General features: G+C 67.6%; 24 protein-coding genes. 11 read left to right on the top strand and 13 right to left on the bottom strand.

The window, feature by feature from the left end; all coding sequences use genetic code 11:
- Window positions 1-103 precede the first annotated feature (103 nt).
- On the top strand, window positions 104-2,779 hold the full coding sequence (locus tag AB0B25_RS08970; RefSeq protein ID WP_357176585.1) for an AAA family ATPase: 2,676 nt from the start codon (window positions 104-106) through the stop codon (window positions 2,777-2,779).
- A 277-nt stretch (window positions 2,780-3,056) separates the two neighbouring features.
- On the opposite strand, the gene AB0B25_RS08975 is transcribed toward AB0B25_RS08970, so the two are convergent.
- The 9 genes from AB0B25_RS08975 to AB0B25_RS09015 all read right to left on the bottom strand — a co-directional run bounded on the left by AB0B25_RS08975 (window position 3,057) and on the right by AB0B25_RS09015 (window position 12,252).
- Entirely contained in the window at window positions 3,057-3,260 is a 204-nt protein-coding gene (locus tag AB0B25_RS08975; protein ID WP_054814460.1) for a cold-shock protein, read from the bottom strand.
- Window positions 3,261-3,691: 431 nt separating this feature from the next.
- Window positions 3,692-5,533, bottom strand: a complete 1,842-nt coding sequence (gene iolD / locus AB0B25_RS08980; RefSeq protein WP_357176587.1) for a 3D-(3,5/4)-trihydroxycyclohexane-1,2-dione acylhydrolase (decyclizing) — start codon at window positions 5,531-5,533, stop codon at window positions 3,692-3,694.
- A complete protein-coding gene (gene iolB / locus AB0B25_RS08985; protein WP_357176589.1) occupies window positions 5,530-6,417 on the bottom strand; it encodes a 5-deoxy-glucuronate isomerase in 888 nt (295 codons plus the stop codon). Before iolB ends, iolD begins: the two co-directional genes overlap by 4 nt.
- Before the next feature lie 148 nt (window positions 6,418-6,565).
- Window positions 6,566-7,453 carry an aldolase gene (locus tag AB0B25_RS08990; protein ID WP_357176591.1) on the bottom strand — a complete coding sequence of 296 codons (888 nt, stop codon included), beginning with the start codon at window positions 7,451-7,453 and terminating at the stop codon, window positions 6,566-6,568.
- 49 nt (window positions 7,454-7,502) lie between these two features.
- A complete protein-coding gene (iolC, locus tag AB0B25_RS08995) occupies window positions 7,503-8,441 on the bottom strand; it encodes a 5-dehydro-2-deoxygluconokinase (RefSeq protein WP_357176593.1) in 939 nt (312 codons plus the stop codon).
- Between the two features lie 24 nt (window positions 8,442-8,465).
- Complete coding sequence (locus AB0B25_RS09000; protein WP_357176595.1) at window positions 8,466-9,248, bottom strand: ATP-binding cassette domain-containing protein; 783 nt, start codon at window positions 9,246-9,248, stop codon at window positions 8,466-8,468.
- Window positions 9,245-10,300, bottom strand: coding sequence for an ABC transporter permease (locus AB0B25_RS09005; protein WP_357176597.1), 1,056 nt, complete (start codon window positions 10,298-10,300; stop codon window positions 9,245-9,247). The genes AB0B25_RS09000 and AB0B25_RS09005 overlap by 4 nt, the downstream gene beginning before the upstream one ends.
- A gap of 10 nt (window positions 10,301-10,310) precedes the next feature.
- Window positions 10,311-11,345, bottom strand: coding sequence for a sugar ABC transporter substrate-binding protein (locus AB0B25_RS09010; protein WP_357176599.1), 1,035 nt, complete (start codon window positions 11,343-11,345; stop codon window positions 10,311-10,313).
- 10 nt (window positions 11,346-11,355) lie between these two features.
- Window positions 11,356-12,252, bottom strand: a complete 897-nt coding sequence (locus tag AB0B25_RS09015) for a TIM barrel protein (protein ID WP_357176601.1) — start codon at window positions 12,250-12,252, stop codon at window positions 11,356-11,358.
- Between the two features lie 250 nt (window positions 12,253-12,502).
- Here AB0B25_RS09015 and AB0B25_RS09020 point away from each other — a divergent pair, with 250 nt between their 5' ends.
- Together AB0B25_RS09020 and AB0B25_RS09025 are read left to right on the top strand one after the other, a co-directional pair.
- Window positions 12,503-13,507 carry a LacI family DNA-binding transcriptional regulator gene (locus tag AB0B25_RS09020; RefSeq protein ID WP_357176603.1) on the top strand — a complete coding sequence of 335 codons (1,005 nt, stop codon included), beginning with the start codon at window positions 12,503-12,505 and terminating at the stop codon, window positions 13,505-13,507.
- A 62-nt stretch (window positions 13,508-13,569) separates the two neighbouring features.
- The gene (locus tag AB0B25_RS09025; protein WP_357176605.1) at window positions 13,570-14,589 is read left to right on the top strand and encodes a Gfo/Idh/MocA family oxidoreductase; all 1,020 of its coding nucleotides are present in this window, start codon (window positions 13,570-13,572) and stop codon (window positions 14,587-14,589) included.
- 24 nt (window positions 14,590-14,613) lie between these two features.
- On the opposite strand, the gene AB0B25_RS09030 is transcribed toward AB0B25_RS09025, so the two are convergent.
- Both AB0B25_RS09030 and AB0B25_RS09035 read right to left on the bottom strand, forming a co-directional pair.
- A complete protein-coding gene (locus AB0B25_RS09030; protein ID WP_357176607.1) occupies window positions 14,614-15,267 on the bottom strand; it encodes a CoA transferase subunit B in 654 nt (217 codons plus the stop codon).
- Window positions 15,264-16,010 (bottom strand): CoA transferase subunit A, encoded by a 747-nt coding sequence (locus tag AB0B25_RS09035; RefSeq protein WP_357176787.1) that lies wholly within the window; start codon window positions 16,008-16,010, stop codon window positions 15,264-15,266. The genes AB0B25_RS09030 and AB0B25_RS09035 overlap by 4 nt, the downstream gene beginning before the upstream one ends.
- Window positions 16,011-16,357: 347 nt before the next feature.
- On the opposite strand from AB0B25_RS09035, the gene AB0B25_RS09040 reads away from it, so the two are divergent.
- From AB0B25_RS09040 to AB0B25_RS09055, 4 genes are all read left to right on the top strand, one after another.
- On the top strand, window positions 16,358-17,137 hold the full coding sequence (locus tag AB0B25_RS09040; protein WP_357176609.1) for an IclR family transcriptional regulator: 780 nt from the start codon (window positions 16,358-16,360) through the stop codon (window positions 17,135-17,137).
- A 27-nt stretch (window positions 17,138-17,164) separates the two neighbouring features.
- A complete protein-coding gene (locus AB0B25_RS09045; protein WP_357176611.1) occupies window positions 17,165-18,373 on the top strand; it encodes an acetyl-CoA C-acetyltransferase in 1,209 nt (402 codons plus the stop codon).
- Window positions 18,374-18,563: 190 nt separating this feature from the next.
- Window positions 18,564-18,716: a hypothetical protein gene (locus tag AB0B25_RS09050; RefSeq protein ID WP_357176613.1), complete on the top strand. Its 153-nt coding sequence runs from the start codon at window positions 18,564-18,566 to the stop codon at window positions 18,714-18,716.
- A 51-nt stretch (window positions 18,717-18,767) separates the two neighbouring features.
- Window positions 18,768-19,379: a hypothetical protein gene (locus tag AB0B25_RS09055; RefSeq protein ID WP_357176614.1), complete on the top strand. Its 612-nt coding sequence runs from the start codon at window positions 18,768-18,770 to the stop codon at window positions 19,377-19,379.
- A 42-nt stretch (window positions 19,380-19,421) separates the two neighbouring features.
- On the opposite strand, the gene AB0B25_RS09060 is transcribed toward AB0B25_RS09055, so the two are convergent.
- Window positions 19,422-19,814, bottom strand: coding sequence for a hypothetical protein (locus tag AB0B25_RS09060; protein ID WP_357176616.1), 393 nt, complete (start codon window positions 19,812-19,814; stop codon window positions 19,422-19,424).
- Between the two features lie 202 nt (window positions 19,815-20,016).
- Window positions 20,017-21,360: an MFS transporter gene (locus tag AB0B25_RS09065; protein WP_357176617.1), complete on the bottom strand. Its 1,344-nt coding sequence runs from the start codon at window positions 21,358-21,360 to the stop codon at window positions 20,017-20,019.
- A 119-nt stretch (window positions 21,361-21,479) separates the two neighbouring features.
- Here AB0B25_RS09065 and AB0B25_RS09070 point away from each other — a divergent pair, with 119 nt between their 5' ends.
- From AB0B25_RS09070 to AB0B25_RS09085, 4 genes are read left to right on the top strand one after another with little or no spacing between them, the layout of a single operon-like run.
- On the top strand, window positions 21,480-21,971 hold the full coding sequence (locus AB0B25_RS09070; protein ID WP_357176619.1) for a MarR family transcriptional regulator: 492 nt from the start codon (window positions 21,480-21,482) through the stop codon (window positions 21,969-21,971).
- 52 nt (window positions 21,972-22,023) lie between these two features.
- Window positions 22,024-22,956, top strand: a complete 933-nt coding sequence (locus tag AB0B25_RS09075) for a hydroxymethylglutaryl-CoA lyase (RefSeq protein ID WP_357176621.1) — start codon at window positions 22,024-22,026, stop codon at window positions 22,954-22,956.
- A gap of 25 nt (window positions 22,957-22,981) precedes the next feature.
- Window positions 22,982-23,734 carry an enoyl-CoA hydratase/isomerase family protein gene (locus tag AB0B25_RS09080; RefSeq protein ID WP_357176623.1) on the top strand — a complete coding sequence of 251 codons (753 nt, stop codon included), beginning with the start codon at window positions 22,982-22,984 and terminating at the stop codon, window positions 23,732-23,734.
- Window positions 23,731-24,921: a CoA transferase gene (locus AB0B25_RS09085; RefSeq protein ID WP_357176624.1), complete on the top strand. Its 1,191-nt coding sequence runs from the start codon at window positions 23,731-23,733 to the stop codon at window positions 24,919-24,921. The genes AB0B25_RS09080 and AB0B25_RS09085 overlap by 4 nt, the downstream gene beginning before the upstream one ends.
- The last annotated feature ends 2 nt before the right edge of the window (window positions 24,922-24,923 follow it).

Here is a 24,923-nt window from a genome sequence, read left to right on the forward strand (position 1 = left end):
GCCGACATCGGCATGGCGCACACAGCGCCTGCTCGGCGTGCCGGCCTTCCGCCGACCGTCGATCGCCCGATCCGCGCAGCCCAACTCGGTGTTCGGTGACGGCGTGTCGGAACGAGTAGGCTCGGTGCGTATGTCGGCGGTGACGGGTCGTGAGCGTCTTGGAGATCGATCGACGGTCACGGATCGTTTCGTCGGGCGTGATCAGGAGTTGGACAAGATCTCCAGCCTCCTGCTGGGTTCGACTCGGTTGGTGACGTTGATCGGTTCGGGTGGGATCGGGAAGACACGACTCGCCACCGAGTCGCTGCGCCGATACCGCAAGGCCAGACGCACGCCGGTGTATTGGGCGCGCCTGGCGCGGCTGGCCAGGGATTGCGATGTGACGGCCGTCGAGGACGAGCTGACGCGCTCGGTAGTGGACGCCGACTTCGATTTCTCGGACCAATCGGGGTGGGATGCCCTGATCGACGCGTTGACCAGTACCGACGCGGGCGGGCGGAACCTGCAGACCGTGCTGGTCATGGACAACTGCGAGCATGTCCTGCCCGCCGCCGGGCAATTGATCGCGGAGTTGTTGGCCGCGGTGCCGGGATTGTCGATCCTGGCGACCAGCCGCCAGCCGACCGGGTGGGTCGACGAGCATCTCGTGACGGTCCCGCCGCTGACCCAACAGCAGGCAGTGGCCCTGTTCCGACAACGCGCCGAACTCGCCGGTCACCCGATAGCGGGCCAGGATCAAATGGCGATGGCCGACCTGATCTGTCGTCATCTGGATAAACATCCGCTGTTCATCCGGTTGGCCGCGGCGCGATTGTTGCGCCAACCGTTGGCGACGATCGTTCCGGAATTGAACGGAGCGGCCACCGACAAACGAATGCGATGGCCGCACTGGCCACGGGTCGGCGTCGAGGCCCGCCATCAAGGGGTTCATGATGTCATCGCCTGGTCGTATGACCTGTGCTCGGACAAGGAGCGGCTGCTACTGGAGCGCATGTCGGTCTTTTCCGCGGGCTACGACACCAACCCCGAGGACGACGACGGCTCCGCCCTGGACGTCGGCGCCGAAGTGGAAGCCATCGAAGCCGTCTGCGCCGACGAACCGACATCCGGACGAGGCACCGACGGGCCCGCCGCGTCCGTACACCTGGCAACCGACGAGATCGAGGGCCTGCTGGAGCGGCTCGCCGACCAGTCGCTGGTGACCACGCACATCACCCCGACATCGGTGCGCTACTCGCTACTGGAAAGCATTCGGCTATTCGCCCAGCAACGACTCACACAACGTTCCACCGACGAGATCGACGAACCAACGCGCCTCGCCCAGCGACACCGCCGCTATTATCGCGATAAAGTGGTTGCCGCGCAGCTCAATTGGTTCAACCCCGGCGGATACACCTCGGCAGCCCGCGCGGCATGGGACAACATCGTGACCGCGATCGAGACCAGCCTCGCCTCGGGCGAACCGGAAATCGGTCTGGAGATCTCCGCGGCGCTGATCGTCATGCCCATCTTCAAGGCCTCGCCCCGAGAGATCCGCCGATGGGCCGAACGGACACTGCAGGCCACCCGCGCACTGACCCCCGAGTTGACCGAACTCCAAACCGCCGCAATGGTTTTCGTTGGTTGGCTCGCCCTGATCCAGGGCCGGAGCGAGGACGCCCAACAGACGCTCGACGAATGCGTCGCCGTGTGCGTCGGAGACGCCGATCTTCGACAGAACTGGCAACAGACCGCGGAGATCGACATCGGCCTTCCCGCTGCCGTCGAATTCGTGTGGGGAGTGAAACTGCTCGTAGCTCACCGCGACCCGCGGGCTATCACGGTGTTGGGACGCGCCCGCGAGAAGTACCGAGACCTGGGCGACCCCGGCGGCGAGGGACGAAGCGAGTGGCACGAAGCCCTGGCTGCGGCCACGCTGGGATCAGCACAGCAGGCCCTGACCATCACGCGGATTCACCTCGATCACGCCACCGCGACCGGCGCAGGGTGGGCGAAGGAATTGGCCGAGTTGGCGTGGGCGATCGCCTTGACCAAACATGGTGATCCCACCGAGGCATTGGCAGTCGGGCGCACAACGTTGACAGTCCTGGTCGCTGAACGTGACCAGTGGGGCGCATCGCTCGCGGTGCATATTCAGACATGGTCGCTAGCGCGAATCCTGACGGATCTGATCGCGGCGGGAAGCGCCGACCAGGCGAGAATCAAGGCATTGGCCATCGAAACCGCTCAGCTCATCGGCGGAGCCGCGACGCTCCACGCGGGCCCGGGTGTCAATTTCAACGAAATGGCAATGGTCGCCGAGGAAACGAAGCGTGCGACCGATGTCGCCCTCCGTATATTGGGACCGGACGAATTCGCCGCCGCACATCGGCAGGGCACCCTGTTACGGCCCGAATTGCAAGAAGTGCAACGCTTGGCGTTGGGCACACTGTCCATCGACACGATGCCGATGGACCATCCCGTCAAGAACACCGCATCCTCACGCTGGGATCAACTGACCGTAGCCGAGCAGCAGGTCGCGATCCTGGCCGCCGCGGGATGGACGAACACCGCCATCGCGGCCCGCCGAGGCAACTCCGGCAGAACCGTCGACGCGCAAATGGCCGCCGTCTTTCACAAACTCGGCATCACCTCACGAGCCGACATCGGCAAAAACGTCCCTCCGGACCGGACCGGCCAGGTTCGAGCAGAAGCAACGAAACGACCGCCCCGCGCACGCAAGAGCGCACACGCCACACCACCCGGTAAGCACACCCGCGGGCATGCCCTGGATTCGTGATCGTGCGTCCACCGGTCCGAAAGTCCGGCAGAGCGCGCCGAGATACGCCGGCACGACCAGGGCGATGCCTCGGCCCGCGCCGGCGAGGCTGTCCTCATCTCGACGCCGACCTCGAGATCGGGCACCCTCGCACCGCCACTGTGTGCCGCCGATCGCCGATTGTGACGACAAGCCCGTCGACGCGGCGCGTGGCGCACCTCAGCGGCCAAAACTTTCTCGAACAGGGAAAAGGCCCCTCACCGTCCCGGCGTGGGGCCTTTCGAAAGCTATATCGCGATCAGAGAACGCGGACGTCCTGGGCCTGCGGGCCCTTCTGTCCCTGGCCGATCTCGAACTCTACGCGCTGCCCCTCATCGAGGGACCGGAAACCCGCGCCGCTCACAGCCGAGTAATGCACGAAGACGTCGGGGCCGCCGCCGTCTTGCGCGATGAAGCCGAAGCCCTTCTCGCTGTTGAACCACTTCACAATGCCTTGAGCCATTTCATACTTTCTGTAGACGAGCCAGGTTGTTGTAATCGAGATTCCCTGGTCTCATAGATCAACGATGCCACGATCCGCCGAATTACTCCACCTCCAGCCCCCCGAACTGTGAGCTATCCAACGCTCACCAGCGGGCTGCGTCAGTCACCTCCCCTGCGTACTCGGGCACCGATGCGGTCGAACCGCCCGGAAAAGCCACTCGAAAGCCCGCCACTTCTCGCCGGATGAGTTCCGCCGCCGTCCACGACGAGCGCACCCACGACGCAGAGGCAACCGCGTCGAGCGTTATGAGCTCTTCTTCGACGCGTTCTTCACCGATCCTCTTTTGTACCAGTTTCCTTGCGCCCCAATGACTTACAGTGTACCGCACGCATAACCGAACCTTCGGCGTTCCGGCTGGACGAGGCCGGGCGCCCGTCGTCGAGGTCTGTTCAGGGCCGCAAGTAGCGCACCTGGCTCGGCTTCCTCTCGTCGTAGCCGGACCGCCCGGACAGGTGCTCCGGCACACCGACCTCCCACCAGGCGCCGGCGTCGGTCCACGCGGACGGCTGGGTGCGCACCACGACAACGGCCGGACGGCATTCATCGACCGCCGCCGCCCGGGCCCGCGCATAGGAATCGCGGAACTCACCCGTGTCCGAGGCGGTGAAGACGATGCATCCCAACGCGGCGGCATGGGCGGCGAAGTCGACCCGCGGTGGCTGTTCGTGGTTGGTGCGGCAGTCGGCGTAGAAGTTGTTGAACGCTGCACCGCCTTGACCTTCCTGCAGCCGGGCGATCACGGCGTAGCCGTCGTTGTCACAGACCACGGCGACGAACGGATGCCCGGCGAAGGCCGCCGAGAACAATTCCGAATTCGACATCAGGTAGGAGCCGTCCCCGAGCAGCGTCGTCACCACGCCGCCCTGGTGCGCCATCGCCGCGCCCCACGCGCCCGCGAGCTCGTACCCCATGCAGGAGAAGCCGTACTCGACGTCCATCGAGGGCGTGCCGCCCGCGGCCCGCCACCCGCCGACAAGCTCACCCGGCAGTCCGCCCGACGCCGTCATGACGTAGTCGTCAGGCCCGCTGAGCTCGTTCACGGCACCGACGACCTGGGCATAGCTCGGGGTTCCCGGCGTCGGCGCACGCAGCTTGTCGATCCGTGCGTCCCAGGTGCTGCGCACAACCGCGGCGCGGGCCGTCCACGCCGGATCGACCCGCCACTGTCCCACCTGGCCGGCCAGCTCCCGCACGGTGGCCTCGGCATCGCCGACCACAGCGAGGGCGCCGTGTTTGACCGCGTCGAACCGTGCCGCGTTGACCGTCACCAGTCGGACCTCCGGCGCGAAGACGGTCCAGGACGCCGTGGTGAAGTCCTGCAACCTGGTTCCGACCGCGAGGACCAGATCGGCCTCGGCTGCCATCGCGTTCGCCGATGCCGACCCCGTGATGCCGAGCGGGCCCGCGTACAACGAATGGTCGTGCGGCACCAGAGTGCGGCCCGCGGTGGTCTCCACGACCGGAATGCCATGGCGCTCGGCGAATTCCAGCGTGGTGGGCCCGGCACCGGAATAGCGGACGCCACCACCGAGAACCAGGAGCGGACGCCGCGCGGTCCGCAGCGCGACGGTGGCTTCGGCGAGTGCCCGAAGATCCGGACGTGCCCGCACGACGCGGTGTACGACCGGGACGAACAGCGCCTCGGGGAAGTCGTACGTCTCGGCCTGCACGTCCTGCGGGAGCGCCAACACGACCGGTCCGGCGTCCGCCGGATCGGTGAGCACCCGAACAGCCTGGGGCAGTGTCGAGATCAGCTGCTCGGCCCGGGTGATGCGGTCGAAGTACCGGCTGACCGCGTGGAACGCGTCGTTCACCGTCACGGTCGGTTCGCCGAAGTGCTCGACCTGTTGCAATACCGGGTCCGGCGCCCGCCCGGCGAAGGTGTCCCCCGGCAGCAGCAGTACGGGAAGGCGATTCGCGTGCGCGACGCCGGCCGCCGTCACCATGTTCAGCGCCCCTGGGCCGATCGATGATGTCGCGACACCGATCTGGCGACGATGCGTGGCCTTGGCGTAGCCGACGGCGGCGAGTGCCATCCCCTCTTCGGTCTGCCCGCGCCAGACCGGGATCTCGTCGCGCCGCTCGTGTAGCGCGGTGCCGAGGCCGAGCACGTTGCCGTGCCCGAAGATCCCGAACACGGCCGGGAACAACGGCACTTCGCGGCCGTCGAGCGTCTCGGAGCGCTGGGCGACCAGCCAAGCCACCAGCGCCTGCGCCGCGGTCAGTTTCATCCGATCCGTCCTTCGTGAGTGGTGACGGGGCAGCGCGGGTCGATCGGTTCGGCGGCCCACCGCGCGCGCACCCAGCCGTGCGCCGGGTCATCGCAGAACGCCATCGACCGATCCTGGGCGGGGCCTGCCAAGACGTTCAGGTAATACATGGGGTAGCCGGGCGCGGCGATACACGGCCCGTGGTAGCCGTGCGGGATCAGAAAGACGTCACCGTCGCGCACCACGACGTTCTCCTCCCAACTCCCGTCGGCCGCGTAGGTCCGGTGTATGCCGAATCCCTCTCGGGCGGGGGTGATCCCATCGCGCCCGGCGATACGGAAGTAATAGATCTCCTCGTTGACGACCTCGCAGTCGCTCGCCTCGTCGTGTTTGTGCGGTGGGTAGGACGACCAGTTGCCGTCCGGAGTGATCAGCTCACAGGCATTGAGTTTGTCGGCGTGCTGCCAGACGCCGGGCACCCCGAAGTTGGCGACCTGACGCGTCGCGCTTCCGGCGCCACGGACCTCGACTGGAACATGTTCCGCGGGACCGTATCTCGGCTCGAGCCGGTTCGCGCAGCGCGCCATCGGCAGCGCCACCTCCAGGTCGCCCTCGGCCACCAGTTCCACCTCGGCGTCGCGCGGGACATAGGCGAAATCGGTCACCCGGGTGAAGACCGATTCCCGTCCGGCCAGCGCGAAGGTCGCGCCGTCGACGCGCACCGTGCACGCGCCGGCCAGCGGCAGGACGAACGCCTCGAACTCGCCCGTCCGTACGGTCCGCGAAGTGCCCGCGCGCAGTCGCAGCACCCGCAGACCGGTATAGGTCCACCCCGCGTCCTCGGGTGTCAGCAGAATCGGATCATCGCCGCGGCGCAACGTGCCTTCGGGCCGATGTAGCGTCATCGCACCCCACCTCCGCTCGCCGTGCGTCCGCGACAGTCGCCTTCGACGAACCGGACGCTCGGGTCTTCTTTCCTCGCCGTGCGCCCTGTGATCGCGCCGCGGCGCCACGCGGCCGGCACGCAGCGTGCTACCACCGCGCCCGCGCGCCTCATCGGGCCTTCTTCAGCAGGCGCGCCGCTGCGTCCACCGCGTGGGCGACATCTCCGTCCGGCGGATACAGCAGGGTGCGTCCGACGACGAGCCCGCGGACCACATCGTGACCGAGCGCCCCTGCCCAGAACGCGAGATCCTCCGCCGGGTCCCCCGAGGGCACACCGCCGAGCACGAGCACCGGAAGGGTCGTCGCGTCCAGCACTGAAATGTCCTGCGGCGCCGGAATTTTGAGCCAGGTGAAGGCGGAGGTGACGCCGAGACCGGAGGCGACGGTGATCGCCCTGGACAGCGACGGCGCGTCTTTGCTCATCACCAGCGCGCCGGAATGGTCGCGGTGGTAGGGCAATGGCTCGACCATCGCCATCATCCCGTGTGCCGCCAACTCGGAGACCGCCCGCGCGCAGGCTTGCAAGGTCGGCACCGTGCCCGCGTCGGAATCGACCAGACGCAGGAGCATTTTGCCGCCGTCGAGGCGGAAGCGGGCAAGGGATTGCGCGTCATAGCCGGTGAAGCGATCGTCGATCTCCCACTCCGCGCCCGCCAGGCCACCGCGATTCATCGAGCCGATCACGACCTTGTCGTCCAAGGCGTCCAGCAACAGCAACTCCTCCACCACGTCGGGTGACCCGAGCACACCATCGACATCCGGGTTGGCCAACGCGATCAGCAGCCGTTCCAGCAAGGTGCGCCGATCGGCCATGGCCATCCGGTCCGCGCCGACGCCGAGCGCGCCGCGGGCCGGGTGGTCCGCGGCGACCAGGAACAGGGTCTGTTTACCCGCGAGCAGGTCCGGACGGCGCACTCTTTTCGCATATGCCCGTTCGACCGCCGCGGGGTCCGTCGCGCGGACACGCAGCAGCTCACGCCATCGTTCGTCGGTCACATGCACAGTGACTCCTCCATGGCGCACCGCCGGCCGGTCGCGCTCCGACTCAACCGCACAGCAATTCCTCGATCTCGGCGCTGGTGGGCATCGCGTCGGCGCAGGCGAGCCGGGACGCGACCAGGGCGCCCGCTGCGTTGGCGAAGGTGGCGATGCGCTGCGGGTCCCATTGCGACAACAGGCCGTGAATCAATGCGCCGCCGAATCCGTCGCCCGCGCCGAGCCCGCACACCACGTGCACCAGGCATGGCGGGACGATCCAGCGCTCGGATTCGGTGGCCACGAGCACCCCCTCACCGCCCCGCTTGATCATCGCGAGGCGGACGCCGCGCGCCAACAACCGGTCGGCCGCCGCGTCCGGGTCCGCGGTGCCCACCGCCACCTCGACCTCGGCGCGGTTGCCGACCACCACGTTCACGTGGTCGAGCATCCAGCCGATCTCGGCTCGCGCGGTGTCCGCATCGGGCCAGAACATCGGCCGGTAGTCCAGGTCCAGCACGGTGTGCCCGCGGCACGCGCGCCGGCGCAGGATCTCGCGTTGGGTGCTGCGTCCCGGCTCGGCGCTCACCCCGGTACCGGTCACCCACAGCAGTGGCACCTCGTCCACCACGTCCCACGGGACCTCGTCCTCGGTGAGAGTGAGATCCGGTGCGATCGGCGCCCGATAGAACAGCAACGGCGGGTCCGAAGGCGGCGCGAGTTCGCAGAAGACCACGGGCGTCAGCAAGGTCGGCGCGGTCGTGACATAACGGGGCGAGACATCGAACTCCGCCAGCGCTGAGCGAACGAATTCGCCGAAGCCGTCGGGCCCCACTTTGGTCAGCACCGCCGAACGCCTGCCGAGCCGGGCGGCGGCCACCGCGACGTTGGTCGCGGAGCCACCGAGGAACTTCGCGAAGGTCCGCACCTGTGCCAGTCCGACGCCGCTCTGCTCGGGATACAAATCGACCCCGACCCGTCCGATGGTCAATACCTCCAGATCGGTCACGAGTTCACCTCTCGCCCGGGCGCTTCACGGCGCCACCACGCGCCGCAATTCGTGCTGCAAGGCCTCCAGTTCCGCGCCCCCCGCCATCTGTTGGGTCAGCTCTTGCACGTCGATCTCCGACTTCTCGTACGTCCCGAGTACCGCACCACGCTTCAGCAACAGGAACCGGTCCCCGACCGGGTAGGCATGATGCGGATTGTGTGTGATGAGTACGACGCCGAGTCCGCGGTCGCGTGCCTGCACGACGTACTTCAGCACCACGCCGGCCTGTTTCACGCCCAGCGCCGCGGTCGGCTCGTCGAGGATGAGCACCTTCGCGCCGTAATGCACCGCGCGCGCGATCGCGATGCACTGCCGTTGGCCACCGGACAGGGTGCCCACCGGCTGCTCCAGGTCACGGATGTCTATTCCCATGTCCGCCAACGCTGTTCGGGTAACCGCGCGGCTCTTCTTGCGATCCAGTAGCCGACACGGGCCGTAACCGACAGTGGGTTCGGAGCCGAGCACGAAATTGCGCCATACGCTCATCAGCGGCACCACCGCCAGGTCCTGGTACACCGTGGCGATGCCGCGATCCAATGCCGCGCGCGGCGTGGCGAACCGGACCGATTCGCCCTCGACGCGCAGCTCGCCACGGTCGTGCTGGTGCACCCCGGCCAGGATCTTGATCAGCGTGGACTTGCCCGCGCCGTTGTCGCCGAGCACGCAGGTCACCTCGCCCGCGTTCACCACGGTGGACACCTCGCGTAATGCGACGACGCCACCGTAGCTCTTGCCGAGGTCGACTGCTTCGATGAGGGGGGTCATCGGCGTACCCTTTCGGCTCGTTTCTGGAATCTATTGTTGACCAGCACCGCCGCGAGCAGCAGCGCGCCGAGGAACAACATGAACCAGTCGCTGTCCCAGCGGGCGAACACGATGCCCTGCCGTGCCATGCCGAAGATCAGCGCGCCGACCGCGGCGCCGACCGCCGAGCCGAAGCCGCCGGTCAGCAGACAGCCCCCGACCACCGCCGCGATGATGTAGTGCAGTTCGAGCCCGACACCCTGGTTGGCCTGCACGCTCGCGAACCGGAGAATATTGCAGGAGCCGACCACCCATCCCGCGAACGCGGTCCCCATGAACAGCAGGATTTTTGTGCGATCTGCCGGCACGCCGACCGCGCGGGCGCTGGGCAGCGCGCCGCCCACCGCGAAGATCCAGTTGCCGAACCTGGTGCGCACCAGGACGATCGCGGCGAGGGCGGTCAGCACGATCCACCAGATCACCGAGGCTTGGATCCGGGCGTCGCCGAGATTCAGCGTGGCGGCGAACACCCAGCCGGCCGACTGGTACCCGTCCGCACCGCGCACGCCCGACACCTGCACCGTATCGGTGACCAGCCGCGTGACACCGAGATTCAGGCCCTGCAGCGCGAGGAACGTGCCCAGGGTGACGATGAAACTCGGCAACCCCGTTCGCATCACCACCCAGCCGTTGAACGCGCCGACACTCAGCGCGAACGCCAGGGAGGCCAATAGCGCGAACCATACGTTCCACCCGGCATGCACCGCGAGCAGTGCGGTGACGAGCGCGGTGGAGGCGGTCATCACGCCCGCCGACAAGTCGAACTCGCCACCGATCATCAGCAGGGCGACGGCCACCGCCATGATGCCCAGGGTGGACGAGTCGTCCAGCCAGGTCGCCACACCGAGCGGGCTGAGGAACCGGTCGGTGATGCTCGAGAAGAACACGAAGACGAGCAGCGCGCCCAGCGCCGCCCCGATCTCCGGGCGCACGAACAAGCGCTGCAGCGGCGAGGGGCCCGCGAGTCCCACGGACTGGTCCTGCGCGGTGTCGGTCTTGGTCACTACGGTCATGTCATTCACCTCAACGCGTGCCCTGCGCGACGAGCGCGACCACCGCGCCGACGTTGCTCTTGTCGACGAAACCGGGACCGGTCTGCACCGGCGTGCCGCCTCCGACGGTATTCAGATTCGACCGATACAGCCGCAGCAGCACGATCGGCAGATAACCCTGTTCGTACTGTTGCTGGTCGACGGCGAACAGCAACTTGCCCGCCCGGATAGCCTCCACCACATCGGGATTGAGGTCGAAGGTCGCCACTGACGCAGCCGACCGGGCCTCCTGCACCGCGTCCACTGCCCGTGCCGCGACCTGGGAGTTCAGCGTCAGCACCGCATCGATGGAGTGGTCGGCCTCCAGCGCGCCCTTGATCCGGGATTGCGCGTCGGTCGGGTTGTTGATGTCCACCTGCAGCGTGGTCGCGTTTCCGAAAGCCTTGGTGGCGCCGGCGCAACGCTCGTTGGCGCCGAGATTGCCAGCCTCGTGAATCACGCACAGCATCTTGGTGCGCCCGGCGCCGGCGAGCCGTTTGCCGGCGGCCTGGCCCGCGAGGGATTCGCTCTGGCCCACATGGACGAACGCGCCGAACTGCGCGCTCTCCGCCTCGCCGGAATTGATTGTCACCACCGGAATACCCGCCGCGACCGCCTTTTCGACGGACCTGCGCAATGCCTCGGGATTGGCCATCGAGACGACCAGACCATCCACACCCTGCGCCACCGCGTTGTCGATCAGTTTCGCCTGCAGACCGGGATCACCGGAGGCGTTGTACTCCACACGAACGCCGAGATCCTTGCCCGCGGCCTCGGCGCCGTTCTTGACGACGTTCCAGAACGCGTCACCGGGACTGCCATGTGTCACCACCGCGACCGACTTCACCGTGCCCGCGGCGACGGGTGTCGGTGCGGGCGCGGCCACGTCGGCGCCCGGTCCGCTGCACGCGGTGAGGAGGGCCGCCGCGGCGACCCATGGCACGACCTGGCCCAGCGGCCGCCACGCGGCAGCGCGGCGGTGTTGTCTCGTCGCGCCAGGGCGCGGTCGTAGCGACATCGTCGTCATCTCTTCTCCACTAGATTCGTGCCGAGACGGGCGCGATGTGCGCGAGATGGCGCAGACTCCGTTCGGCGTCGAGGCTCGGCAGCTTCACCGAGTCGTTCGCCTCGAGGATCGTGTCCTGCTCCATCACGTACCAGCCCCGATAATTCGCAGCCTGCACGCTACGCACCAGCGCCGCGATGTCGACATCGCCCTCGCCCAGGGGGACATACAGCCCGCGGCGCACCGCCTCGCTGTACTCCAGTTTTCCGCCGCGCACCTGGTCGGCCAGCGCGCTGCGGACGTCCTTGAGGTGGATGTGTCCGATCCGTTCGGCATGGCGCCGCGCGAGCCGCACCGGGTCGGCGCCCCCGATCAACAGATGACCGGTGTCCAGGCAGAGGTCGAGGTCGCCATCGGCGAGGAACCGCTCGACCTCGGCCTCGCTCTCCACGTGCGTGCCGACGTGCGGGTGCAAGACGGTGCGCAGGCCGTGCTCGGCGGCGACGTCGCGGATGGCTGCCGCGGTGTCCACCAGCGTGCGCCATTCGGCGTCGCTGAGATGCGGGCGCGCGTCGTACCCGTCGAGTCCGGTCGCGGCGGCGAGGACGAGGACCTCGGCGCCGGTGGCGGACAGCAACGCGGCACTGTCCCCCGCCTGCGCGATCGCGTCGTGTCGATCGCGGTGCAGCACGAGCGCGAGGAATCCGCCGACCGCGGTGATCCCGAAGGTCTCGAGGAACAGCCGCAGTTCATTCGGGTCACGCGGCAGATAGCCGGGTGGGCCGAACTCGGTCGCGGACAGGCCCAGCGCCGCTATCTCCGACAGGACCGTCCGCGCGTCGAGTTGGTGACCCCAGCCGGGAACCTCACAGACTCCCCAGGAGATCGGCGCGGCCGCGATGCGCAGCGGGTACAGCGTTTCCATCATCGGCACTTCTCCGACCTTCGATGTCGAGTTGACGCACTCCGCACTATTGGAGCGCTCCAACTATGTAACGCAGGTCATAGCGTGTCAAGAGTATCCACCTTGTCGGATCTACCGCCTCTACCAGGTATTTCTTGCGTAAGATTCGGGTCACCGTGCACGAAAGATTCAATTAGAGCGCTCTATTGATCGACGACCACCGAGGTTGTAAGGTCCACCCGGCACGGATCACCGAACGCGGAAGGACGACGACATGGCGCGGCCCACCATGGACGATGTCGCCGAACGCGCCGGCGTTTCCCGCGCGCTCGTGTCACTCGTCATGCGCAACTCTCCCAAGGTGAGTGACCATCGCCGCCGAGCCGTACTGAGCGCCGCGAAAGAACTCGGCTACCAACCGCACACCATGGCGCGCTCCCTGGCCAGCCGAACCTCCAACATCGTCGGTGTCATGGTCTCCGACCTGCGTAACGCCTTCTTCGCCGATGTCGTCGAGGGAATGGACACCGCAGCGCAGGAATTCGGCCTCGAACTGATCCTCAACACCGGCCGCCGCAGCGCAGCCCGTGAACGCACCGCGCTGGAGAGCTTGCTGTCGTTCCGCCCCGGGGGCATCATCCTGCTTTCTCCCATCCTCCCCGCGGCCACGATTCGCGGAGCGGCGCAACAGGCCCCGCTGGTGCTGGTCTCCCGCACCAGCACCGTCGCCGACATCGACACGGTCAACGACGATGGCGAAATCGGCGCGAGCCTGTCCGTCGATCACCTGGTGTCCCTCGGGCATCGGCGCATCGTGCACCTCGACGGCGGCGCCGCCTTCACCGCAGCGCCGCGCCGCAGGGGCTACCGCTCCGCTATGACGCGCCACGGACTGGAGCCGATGGTCGTCCCGAGCGAACACACCGACTCCGCGGGAGTGGTCGCGGTACGGAAACTGCTGAACCTGTTCTCCCGCGACAATTTTCCCACCGCCCTGGTCTGCGGCAATGACTTCAATGCCGTCGGAGCGATGTCCGCACTGGAGGAATCGGGATTGCGAGTGCCAGCGGATGTTTCGGTCGTCGGCTACGACAACACATCGCTGGCCGCACTGCGCCACGTCGCCCTGACCACCATCGACCAACCCCGCGTCGAGATGGGGCGCCTGGCCATCGAAGCGCTCGCCGAGCGCCTCCGGGACGGCCGCACCACGCCGGTCCGCCGCCGAGTGGAGCCCTCCCTGGTCATTCGCTCCACGACAACCGCTCCCGGCCGCTGAACAGTCCTCGCCGGGCATCCGAACCCACACCGCACCTCGAGATTCCATCAGAAGGAGAGCCGATGACATTCCGGACAGCTGTCACGTTGGGCCTGGCCGGAACCGGCCGGATCGGAACCTCGCACGCCGCGACCCTGCGGAATCTCCCGAACGTCGCCACGGTCCTCGTCGCCGACGCCGACGCCGACCGGGCCCGCAGCACCGCCACCGAACTCGGCGTCGAATTCGCCCCCGACCTCGACACCCTGTTCGCCGCCGACCTCGACGGCCTGGTCATCACCGCCGCCACCGACTCCCACCCCGAACTCATCACCCGCGCCGTCGACGCGGGTATCCCGGTCTTCTGCGAGAAACCGGTCGCCGCCGACATCGAAGGCACCCTCGCCGTCATCGATCGCCTCCAGAACTCGCCCGTCCCGGTCCAGATCGGCTTCCAACGCCGTTTCGACACCGGGTATCGCGCCGCGCGCGATGCCGTCGCCTCCGGTGAACTCGGCTGGCTGCACACCGTGCGCGCCACCACCTTCGACCCAGCACCACCGCCCGCCGAATACGTCGCGCGGTCGGGTGGATTGTTCCGGGACTGCGGGGTGCACGATTTCGACATCATCCGATGGGTGACCGGACGCGAAGTCATCGAGGTCTACGCGGTCGGCGCCAACCGCGGGGAAACCTTCTTCGCCGACGCGGACGACGTCGACACCGCCGCGGTGGTGCTGCGGTTGGACGACGGCACCCTGGCCACCGTTTCGCTGACCCGATACAACGGAGCCGGGTACGACGTCCGACTGGAAGCGTTGGGCTCCAAGGGAAACGCCATTGTGGGTCTGGACGACCGCGCACCGTTGACTTCGGTCGAACCCGACTACGCCCCCTCGTCCCGTCCGCACTACGCGGGATTCATGGAGCGGTTCCGCCCGGCGTACGCGGAAGAGCTGGCCGCCTTCGTCGAAGTCGCCCTCGGTGCACGGGATAATCCTTGCCGCCCAACAGATGCGCTGGAAGCGTTCTATATCGCCGAGGCGTGCGAACTGTCGCGGCGCGCAGGCCGGGCGGTGGCGGTCACCGAAGTGCGGCGCTGACCCGCCCTCGGCCAGGGCGGTCACTCAGCGGACGGCCACCACCGGCGCATCGACCACGATGTCGGCGCCGGTGGCGGCGCGGACCTGATCGACGCTGATGTCCGCAGCGGTCTCCACCAGCACCAGCCCCTGGTCGGTGACATCGAGCACTGCCATGTCGGTGATGATCCGGTGCACGCAGCGCAGCCCGGTCAACGGCAAGGTGCATTGTTCGACGATTTTCGGTGTCCCGTTGCGGGAAACATGCTCCATCATCACGATCACCCGGCCGGCGCCGTGGACGAGATCCATCGCGCCGCCCATACCCTTGACCATCGCCCCCGGGATCATCCAGTTCGCCAGGTCGCCCTGCGCGCTGACCTGCATGGCGCCGAGCACGGCGACGTCGACCTGGCCGCCACGGATCATGCCGAACGACTGCGCGGAGTCGAAGTACGACGCTCCGGGCAATGCTGTGATCGTCTCCTTACCCGCGTTGATCAGTTCGGGGTCGAGTTCCTCTTCGGTCGGGTACGGTCCGACGCCGAGCACGCCGTTCTCCGAATGCAGGACGACGGTGATGTCGCCGGGGAGGTAATTCGGCACGAGGGTGGGCATGCCGATGCCGAGGTTGACGTACTGGCCGTCCGCCAGCTCGCGTGCGACGCGCGCCGCCATCTGTTCCCGGGTCAGTTTCATGCCCGTACCGTCCTCTTCTCGATCCCGACGTCGACCTTGCCGACGTGTACTACCCGCTGCACGTGGATGCCCGGGGTGTGCACCGCGTCGGGGTCCAGCTCGCCCGGCTCCACCAGGTGTTCGACCTGAGCGATCGTGATTCGGCCCGCGGTGGCGGCGGGCGGGTTGAAGTTGCGCGCGCTGCGGCGGTAGATGAGATTGCCGTGCCGGTCCCCCTTCCAGGCATGGACCAAGGCGTAGTCGGTGACTATGGCGCGTTCCATGACATAGGTGATCCCGTCGAAGACCCGGGTTTCCTTCGGCGGACTCGCGAGGGCGATCCCGCCCGCGCCGTCGTAGCGCAGCGGCAGCCCGCCATCGGCAACCTGCGTACCCACGCCGGCCGGGGTATAGAAGGCCGGAATCCCCGCGCCACCGGCACGCATCCGTTCGGCGAGCGTCCCCTGCGGAATCAACTCCACCTCGAGTTCGCCGGCCAGGTATTGCCGCGCGAACTCCTCATTGGCGCCGACGTACGAACTCGTCGTGCGGCGGATGCGATGAGCGGCCAAAAGTATGCCGAGCCCGACCCCCGAGGTGCCGCAGTTGTTGCTGACGACTTCCAAGCCGGTGGCGCCTTGTTCGAACAGCGCCTCGATGAGCACCTGGGGGACGCCGACCAGGCCGAAACCACCGACCGCGAGCGAAGCACCGTCGTGGATATCGGCGACGGCCTCGGCGGCTGTGGCAATGACTTTGTCCATCACGTGACGAACACTAACTCAATGTACGCCAGATGAACAGCTGTGCGCATAGCGAACACAATCTTGATTCAGACCGTCGCCATCGCTTACGCTGTTCGCATGTCGGAGAAACGTTCGCCTAGCGAACACAGCGTTGCGGCGCGGTCAGCGAAAGCCATGGACTCGACAGGCACATTCGCGCCAGGCGACACGCCGGCCTACACCCCGATCAGCTCACCGATGCGTTCCTGAGTGCTGCGATCTCTGCGGGCGCGCCGAACAGTAACCTGCCTTCGGGCTCGGAAAGCAGCGCTCGCCGACGGCATAGGCGCGGCCGCGCCCACCCGAAAGGAGGAACCGCACCGACCATGACCGAACCCTCGCCGGATTTTGTGCAGTCGCTGGGCCGCGGCCTGGCCGTCATCCGCTCGTTCGATGCCGACCACCCGCGGCGCACGCTCAGCGAGGTCGCCAAAGACACCGATCTGACCCGGGCGACGGCCCGGCGCTTCCTGCTCACGCTGGTGGAACTCGGATACGTGCGCACCGACGGGTCGTTGTTCTGGCTCACCCCGCGGGTCCTCGAACTCGGATACAGCTTCCTGTCCAGTCTCAGCCTGCCCGATGTCGCCGGACCCCATCTGGAAACGCTGGCCGAGCGGGTGCACGAATCCACCTCGGTGTCGATCCTCGACGGGGCGGACGTGGTGTACGTCGCGCGGGTGCCGGTCAGCCGGATCATGACGGTCTCGATCAATATCGGCACCCGCTTCCCCGCGTTCGCGACCTCGATGGGACGTGTACTGCTGGCCGGTCTGTCGGAGGACTCGCTGGACGAATATCTGTCCGAGGTCACCCTCGCCCCGCTCACCGGTAAAACCATCGACACGGTCGAGCAGTTGCGCGAGGAACTGAACCAGGTCCGCGACGACGGCTACTGCATCGTCGACCAAGAACTCGAGGAGGGGCTGCGCTCACTCGGCGCCCCCGTCCACGATCGCAGCGGCGCCGTCGTCGCCGCGGTGAACATCTCGACCCAAGCGGCGCGCTATTCGATGGCAGCGGTCCGCGACACTCTCCTGCCAGCACTGCTCGAGACCACTTCGGCCATCGATCTGGACCTGGCTCGAATGCAATCCAACACCTGACATCAGGAAAGACCACGAGGAAATGTCATGCCCGAAGCCGTGATCTGTGAACCGCTGCGCACACCTGTGGGCCGGTTCGGCGGAGTGTTCAAAGACATCCCCGCGCAAGCTCTCGCCGCCACCGTGATCACCGAGCTGCTCACCCGCACCGGCATCGACGGCAGCCAGGTCGACGACGTCATCCTCGGGCAGGCCTCACCCAACGGCGAAGCACCGGCGATCGGACGCATCGCCGCGTTGGACGCGAACCTCGGAACGACGGTCCCCGGCCAGCAGGTGGACCGACGCTGCGGATCAGGTCTGCAGGCGATCCTGCAAGCCTGTATGCAGGTCCAGACCGGTGGTAGCGATCTGGTGCTGGCGGGCGGCGTGGAGTCCATGAGCCAGACGGAGTTCTACGCCACCGGCATCCGCTGGGGTGTCACCGGCGACGGCATCGCCTTGAACGACAGACTGGCCCGCGCTCGGGTCACTGCCGGCGGCAAGAACTTCCCGGTCGACGGCGGAATGATCGAAACCGCCGAGAATCTGCGTGCCGAATTCCAGATCACTCGCACCGATCAAGACGCGCTCGCCGTGCAATCACACCAGCGCGCGGTCGCCGCGCAGAATGCCGGACGCTTCGCCGCTGAGATGGTGGCGGTGGCGGTACCTCGACGCAAACAGGAACCGCTGCTGGTCGAGACCGACGAGCACCCCCGCGCCGACACCAGCCTGGAAACACTCGCCCGACTACGCCCCATCCGCGTCGGTATCGACCCGGATTCGACAGTAACCGCGGGCAACGCCAGCGGACAGAACGACGGTGCGGCGCTCTGCGTCGTCACCACACCCGAGAAAGCCCGCGCGCTCGGCCTGCGCCCGCTGGCCCGACTCGCCTCCTGGGCGGTGGCCGGTGTCCCGCCGCGAACCATGGGCGTCGGCCCCGTCCCCGCGACCGAAAAGGCGCTGGCACGGCTGAATCTCACGCTCGACGACATGACCGTGATCGAACTGAACGAAGCGTTCGCCGCCCAGACCCTCGCCGTACTACGGACCTGGAAGATCGACCCCGACGACACCCGGGTCAATCCGAACGGCTCCGGAATCTCCCTCGGCCATCCGGTCGGCGCCACCGGCGCGCGAATCCTGGCGACCCTCCTGCGTGAACTGGATCGCCGCGAGGGCCGCTACGGCCTCGAAACCATGTGCATCGGCGGCGGGCAGGGTCTGGCCGCGGTATTCGAGCGGATCTGACACCACATCATCGGAATTCATCGCCCGGAGCGTGGGAACGTCCCTCGCCGACCACCCGACCTGTACCTCTGCGACATCCAGCGAACCCACCGCACCCCGCTGCGGATCGCCTGGGAACGACAAGACGCCACCATCGGCGACCAGCCGCCGACCGAGGTCATACGGAACTGCACACCCGAACGCACACGCCGTGGACACCCACGGCACCGACGTACCGATCGAACTGCGGCAGGGGCAACTGCGGTTCCCGGTCGCACCGACACCGCTGTTCATCGACAGCGCGGACACCGGACACACCCCCTCGAACCTCCAGTTACCGACACCCGGATTCGACACCGCCTAAGGTCTGACTCGGTCCGCCCATCCGGGGCAGCTGAGTGGAGGGATTCGAAGAATGAAGTTCGAGAAGATCACTGCTGCCGTTTTCATGACCATCGCGGCCGTGGGTATCACGGCAGCAACCGCCCATGCGGAGCAAGCCGTCACCGAGCAGCCGACTGCGGTGACTGCGGGGGGCACGACTTCCGGTGTGGACCACGGAATCAAGTACCAGATCACCGTTTCACCGGTCGACAGGGTGATAGTCGCCACCGTCGAGAACGGCACGTTCGAGATCGCGCAGAACGGCGCGGTGGTGCTCGAGTCCGGGGACGGAGCGGCGGTGACCGAAGTGCGGCCACGGTCCGTCGTCGACGGGCGTTCGATCGCGATTGCCCAGCAGATCGGTCCGGACGGCCGCACCCTGACACTGACCCCGACGGCGGCGGACATCGCGCAACTGAAGGACATCAGCTCCTACGACCGGCTCAGGGAGCAGATCAACAAGAACCTGCCCGGCGTCGTCGGCGGCGCCATCGTGGGCGGCATCCTCGGGGCGTTTCTTATTTTGATCTGGGGTGTCAGCATCCCCGTGGGTGCGCTGCTCGGTGGACTTGTCGGGGGATATGTCATGGGCGGCCCGGAATTTCTGGACGCCGTACAGGATTTCGCCACCGGCCAGCCGTGACCACGAGGCACCCGGCGCCCGCCAGGCAGCGAGTCAGCGCCGTCAGGGCGCATCCAACACGCTTGCCGGAACCCCATAGGGCAGAAACCGCACCCGACGGCGATCATCGGTGTTGTCGCGATGCGCGCGTAAGGCCTCAAGCTCGCTCGGAAAGACCTGGTCGATTCTGGCCTCGCCGGCGTCATCGATGCGGTAGATCACCCACACCCCGCTGCCGGTCTCACCAGTGGTCTCGCCCTCGGGTTCCGGTGGACGCGGCCGTTCCGGTTGGACGAACTGACCGAGCAGCGATGCCAGCGAGCTGGCACTCGCATGATCTACCCGATCCAGATATTCGCCGGCTTTCCCGATCAAGTCGCGGAGCTCGATTCCCGCCCCGCGCAGTGCGCGTTCGAAATCTTCCGGGTTGATGCCGAAAGGTCCGTTGGTTGGCATCGCGGGTGCTCCTAGGGACGAGGTGGGCGCTACGACCTCAGTGTCCTCGCGAAACTCCGACTTCGCCACGCCGTCACGCGTAGTCGACGCCATCACGCTTCCCGAGTCGACCGCGCCGAACCGCCGAACGCCGCCCGCCCCCGATGATGCCATCGGGGGCGGGCGGCGGCTTCCTGAAGCCCTCATCGTGCTGAACACCGACTCAGCGGTGCTTCTCCTTCAGGTCGCCCGGCTTTACTCCGACCAGCAGGACGACGACCGCGAGCAGCACGATCCCCGAGCTGATGATCAGACCCAGCGACAGGCTGCCGGTCGCCGACTTGATGAAGCCGAGCAGGGACGGCGACGCCGCGGCCGCGAATGAACCCATCGACGTCACGATCGCGATGCCCGTGGCCGCCGCGCGGTCGCTCAGGTAGATCGACGGGATCGAGTAGAACACCGTCAGGCCGGAATAGTGCGCCGCGGCCATCACCGCGAGCAGGACGATCACCAGTCCGACGTTGTCGCCGGAGAACGACAGCGCCAGCATGGCCAGGGCCGCGACGATCCAGCTCGTCGCCGCATGCCAGCGGCGTTCCAGGGTCCGGTCGGAGTGCCGACCGACGATCTGCATCACGACAATGCCGAGCAGCGGCGGGATCGCCGAGAACAGGCCGAGATTCAGCACGTCACCGACACCGGCCTCCGCGATGATCCGGGGCGTCCAGAACGACACGGCGTTGGCCAACGTATAGGCGCCGCAGGCGCACAAACCGAGGATCCAGACCTTCGGGTCACGCAGGGCCGAGAGCATGCCGCCCTTGTGGGCCGGCGCCTCCCCCTTGTCGAGCCGATCCGCCTCGAGATCCGCGCGGACGGCGGCCTTCTGTGCCGTGCTGAGCCACTTCGCCTGCTCGGGTTCGTCGACCAGAACGAACATCACCAGCAAAGCCAGCAGGATCGGCGGGATGCCTTCGATGAGGAACAGCCACTGCCAGTCCGCCAGGCCGGCGACCCCACCGAGCGCATGCATGATCCAACCGGAGATGATCGACCCGAGCACCCCGGAGACCGGGACACCGATGAAGAACACCGCGGTCATCCTGGTCCGGCGGGCCGAAGGGAACCACCGCGACAGTAGGAACAGCGCCCCGGGGAAGAACCCGGCCTCCGTCACGCCCAGCAGGAACCGCGCGATATAGAACGTCGTCTCGTCTTGGACGAACATCGTCGCGATCGTCACCACGCCCCAGGAAGCCATGATGCGAACGAGGGTCTTGCGGGCGCCGATGCGCGCCAGGAGTGCGTTGCTGGGAACTTCGAACAGGATGAACCCGACGAAGAACACCGTGACGCCGAGCCCGTAGACGGCGGAACTGAACCCCAGATCGCGATGCAAGCCCTGCTGCGCGATACCGATGTTGGTGCGGTCGATGTAGCTGACGACGTAACAGATCACGAGCAGCGGCATGACCCGCAGGGCGATGGTCCGGTACGTCGACGCTCGGTCGACGCCGTCCACCGGCGTTTCAGGCCGTCCAGTGACGGCGGATGATTCGGCCACGGCTAATCGACTCCTTTGTCATGCGGGGCTGTGTCGCGTGCCCCGGCGGCAGGGCAAAGTGTCTATGCCAAGTGTTGTGTTTGTCAACACCTATTCGAGGGCGGCTACGATGACCGGCTATGGCGGAACGCGTGGACGGCCGAGAACTCGTGCCTATTTCCGGACTCCTCTCCTACCGACTCTCCCGCACGTCGTCGGCAATGTCGCGCAGCGCGGCGCTGCGCTACCGGCGGGATTTCGACGTCAGCCTCGGCGAATGGCGAGCAATCGCACTGATCGCCGCCGACCCGACCTTGACCCTCAACCGGCTCGCCCGGCGCGCCGGACTGGACAAAGCCCAGATGAGTCGCTCGGTCAGCCGACTGACCGAGCGTGGACTCGTCGAGCGGACCGCCGGCTCGGGCCGAACCTCACAACTCGCCCTGACCAGCGAGGGTACCCGCGTCTATCGCGGCCTGATCACCGCAGCAAACGAACGGGACGTGGAGTTCCTTGCCGCGCTGTCGACCGAGGAGACCGCGATCCTGAGCCGCGCGCTGGACAAGCTGGCCGACCTCGCACTGGCCGTCGAGGAACGTGAGCGAGCCCACGCCACCGACTCCAACTGTTGACTTTATCAACAGATCCGCGTAGTTCTGGAGCCACCAACGAGGAGGTGGCTCGATGCCAGACGCCGTAACGATCTGCGAGTGTTTCGCCCGCGACGGGCTCCAGCACGAACCCGAGTTCGTGCCGACCGAGACCAAAGTCGCGCTGCTGGACTCGTTCGCGGCAGCCGGGTTCCGGCGGATCGAGGCGACCAGCTACAGCCATCCCGACCGAGTGCCGGGCTTCTCGGACGCCTCGCAGGTCCTCGCGGCGATCACCCGCAAGCCAGGCGTCGCTTTCAAGGCGACCTGCCCGAACCCGCGCGCAGTACAGCGCGCTTTGGACGATCTCGAAGCAGGGCATGGCGCCGAGGAACTCAGTCTCCTGGTTTCGGCTACCGAAAGCCACACCGAACGTAATCTCCGGACCACCCGCGCCGGGCAATGGGAGCGCGTCACCGAGATGGCCCGGCTCGCCGACGGCCGGTTCCGGCTGGTGGGAGTCGTGTCGGTCGCGTTCGGCTGCCCTTTCGAAGGCGCGGTCGACCCCGGCCGGGTCGCCGAGGACGTGGCCCGGTTCATCGACCTCGGCGCCGACCTGGTGACCCTGGGCGACACCATCGGTGTGGCGACTCCGCCGTCGGTCCGCGCGATGTTCACCCGGCTCCAGCGCGCGCATCCCGGATTCCCGGTGGTCGCGCACTTCCACAACACACGCGGCACCGGCATCGCCAACGCCGTGGCGGCGCTGGACGCCGGGTGCCGACACTTCGACACCGCGTTCGGCGGCGTCGGCGGCCACCCGACCGGCATCCGCTACGGCGCCGGACTCACCGGCAATGTCTGCACCGAGGACCTGGTCAGCCTGTTCGACGCGATGGGCGTCGAGACCGGTCTCGATCTCGACCAGCTGGCCGCCGCCTCGGCCGCGTGTGAGGCAGCACTCGGCCGGCCGCTGAGCAGCATGGTCGCCCGCGCCGGGTTCGCCCGTTCCGCCGCCCTCGCCTGATCCCTTTCTCGATCCAGGAGATACCGTGACCGTCATCCCCGATATCGCCCGCCCCACCGCAGTGCTGCTCACCGAGGACCACGGCCCCGTCCGCGTCCTCACGCTGAACCGCCCGGAGAAACTCAACGCTCTGAACACGGCATTGACCCGCGCGCTGAGCGATGCCCTCGCGGCCGCCGACACCGACCGCGACATCCGCGCGGTAGTTCTGACCGGCACCGGACGCGGCTTCTGCGCGGGCGCCGACCTCGGCGAGTTCTCGGAACTGACGCCGGACCAACCCGAGGCTGTGCTGGAGCGTGCGGCGCTGACCGCCCGACTGCAGATCCAGGCGCGACAGCTCAGCGTGCCGGTGATCTCCGCTGTGCGAGGCGTCGCAGTCGGCGGCGGCGCCGGCCTGGCTATCGGCGCGGACATGGTCGTCGCCGGAACCGACCTGCGGTTCGGCTACCCGGAGCTGAAGCACTCGATCGTCCCCGCGCTGGTGATGACCGGGCTCGTGCAGCACCTCGGCCGCAAGCTCGCGTTCGAGCTGGTGAGCACCGGTCGGCTGCTCACCGCCACCGAGGCGGCCGAGCACGGACTGGTGAACCGCGTCGTCGAGCCCGACGAGGTACTGGCCGCCGCGCTGGACATCGCCGAACGGTGGGCCGCGGTCGAGCCGCGCGCGATCGCCGCGGCGAAGGACTTGTTCTACCGGGTGGCGGACCTGCCGACCGACGCGGCGATGCGGGCCGGTCAGGACGTCAACGCGCTGATGCGGGGGTTCCGCAAATGACCGGCCCACTCACCGGGATCACGGTGCTGGACTTCTCCCGGGTCCTCGCCGCCCCGCTGGCCACCCAGGTTCTCGCCGAGCTCGGCGCCACCGTGGTCAAGGTGGAACGCCCCAGGTCCGGCGACGAGACCCGCGGCTTCGAACCCCGACTGCCGCACGGGGAGAGCGCCTACTTCTTCGCGTTCAATCGCGGCAAGCGGTCGGTGACGCTCGACCTGAAGGATCCGCGCGGCCAGGACGTCGCCCGTCGGCTGTCCGCCCGCGCCGACGTCGTCGTCGAGAACTTCCTGCCCGGCGCGATGGACCGGCTCGGTCTCGGGTACGCCGAGCTCTCGGCCGACAACCCCGGTCTGGTCTACGTGTCCGCCACCGGATTCGGCCAAACCGGTCCGGACCGGGCGCGCAAGGGATACGACACCGTCTTCCAGGCGCTGTCGGGTGTGATGGCGATGACCGGAGAACCTGCCGGGCCCCCGTCGAAGACTGGGATCCCGGTCGCGGACATGACTTCCGGACTCTGGGTGGTGATCGCGGCGCTGAGCGGACTGGCCGGGCGCGCGGCGACCGGCCGCGGCCGGCACCTCGATGTATCCATGATGGACGTCCAACTCAGCCTGCACGCCCTCAACGCGGCCCGACTCTTCGCGCTCGACGAAGATCCGGCGCGGACCGGAACCGAGCACCCCGGACGGGTGCCCTCGGCGGCGTTCCAGGCGGGCGACGGCGAATGGCTGCACATCAGCGGGAGCGACCAGCACTGGGTGCCGCTGTGCGGGGTGCTCGGGCTCGACGACCTGGCCGCGGATCCGGTGCTACGCCACAACTCCGGGCGCGTCGAGCAGCGGGCGCGGGTCATGAAGGCGCTGCGCGGCGCGATCGCCCAGCACGACCGTGACGCACTGGTCAAGGAGCTGTGCGCGGCCGATGTACCGGCCGGCGCGGTCCGTTCGGTACGGGAGGCGCTAGCCGACCCGCACGCGGTGGCGCGCGGCGTCGTCGGCGAGTTCACCCACCCGACCGAGGGGCTGTTCCCGGCCCTGCGGACCCCGTTGCGTGAGACTGCCGGGGAGCCGCCGGCCCTCGGTGTGCCACCGATGCTCGGCGCCGATACCGAAGACGTACTGGCGGGCTTGGCCGGGCTGACCGCCGACGAGATCGACGGCCTGCGGGCCGCGGGGGTGATCTGACG

It is taken from the genome of Nocardia sp. NPDC049190 (genome assembly GCF_040648115.1).
Taxonomy (GTDB): Bacteria; Actinomycetota; Actinomycetes; order Mycobacteriales; family Mycobacteriaceae; genus Nocardia.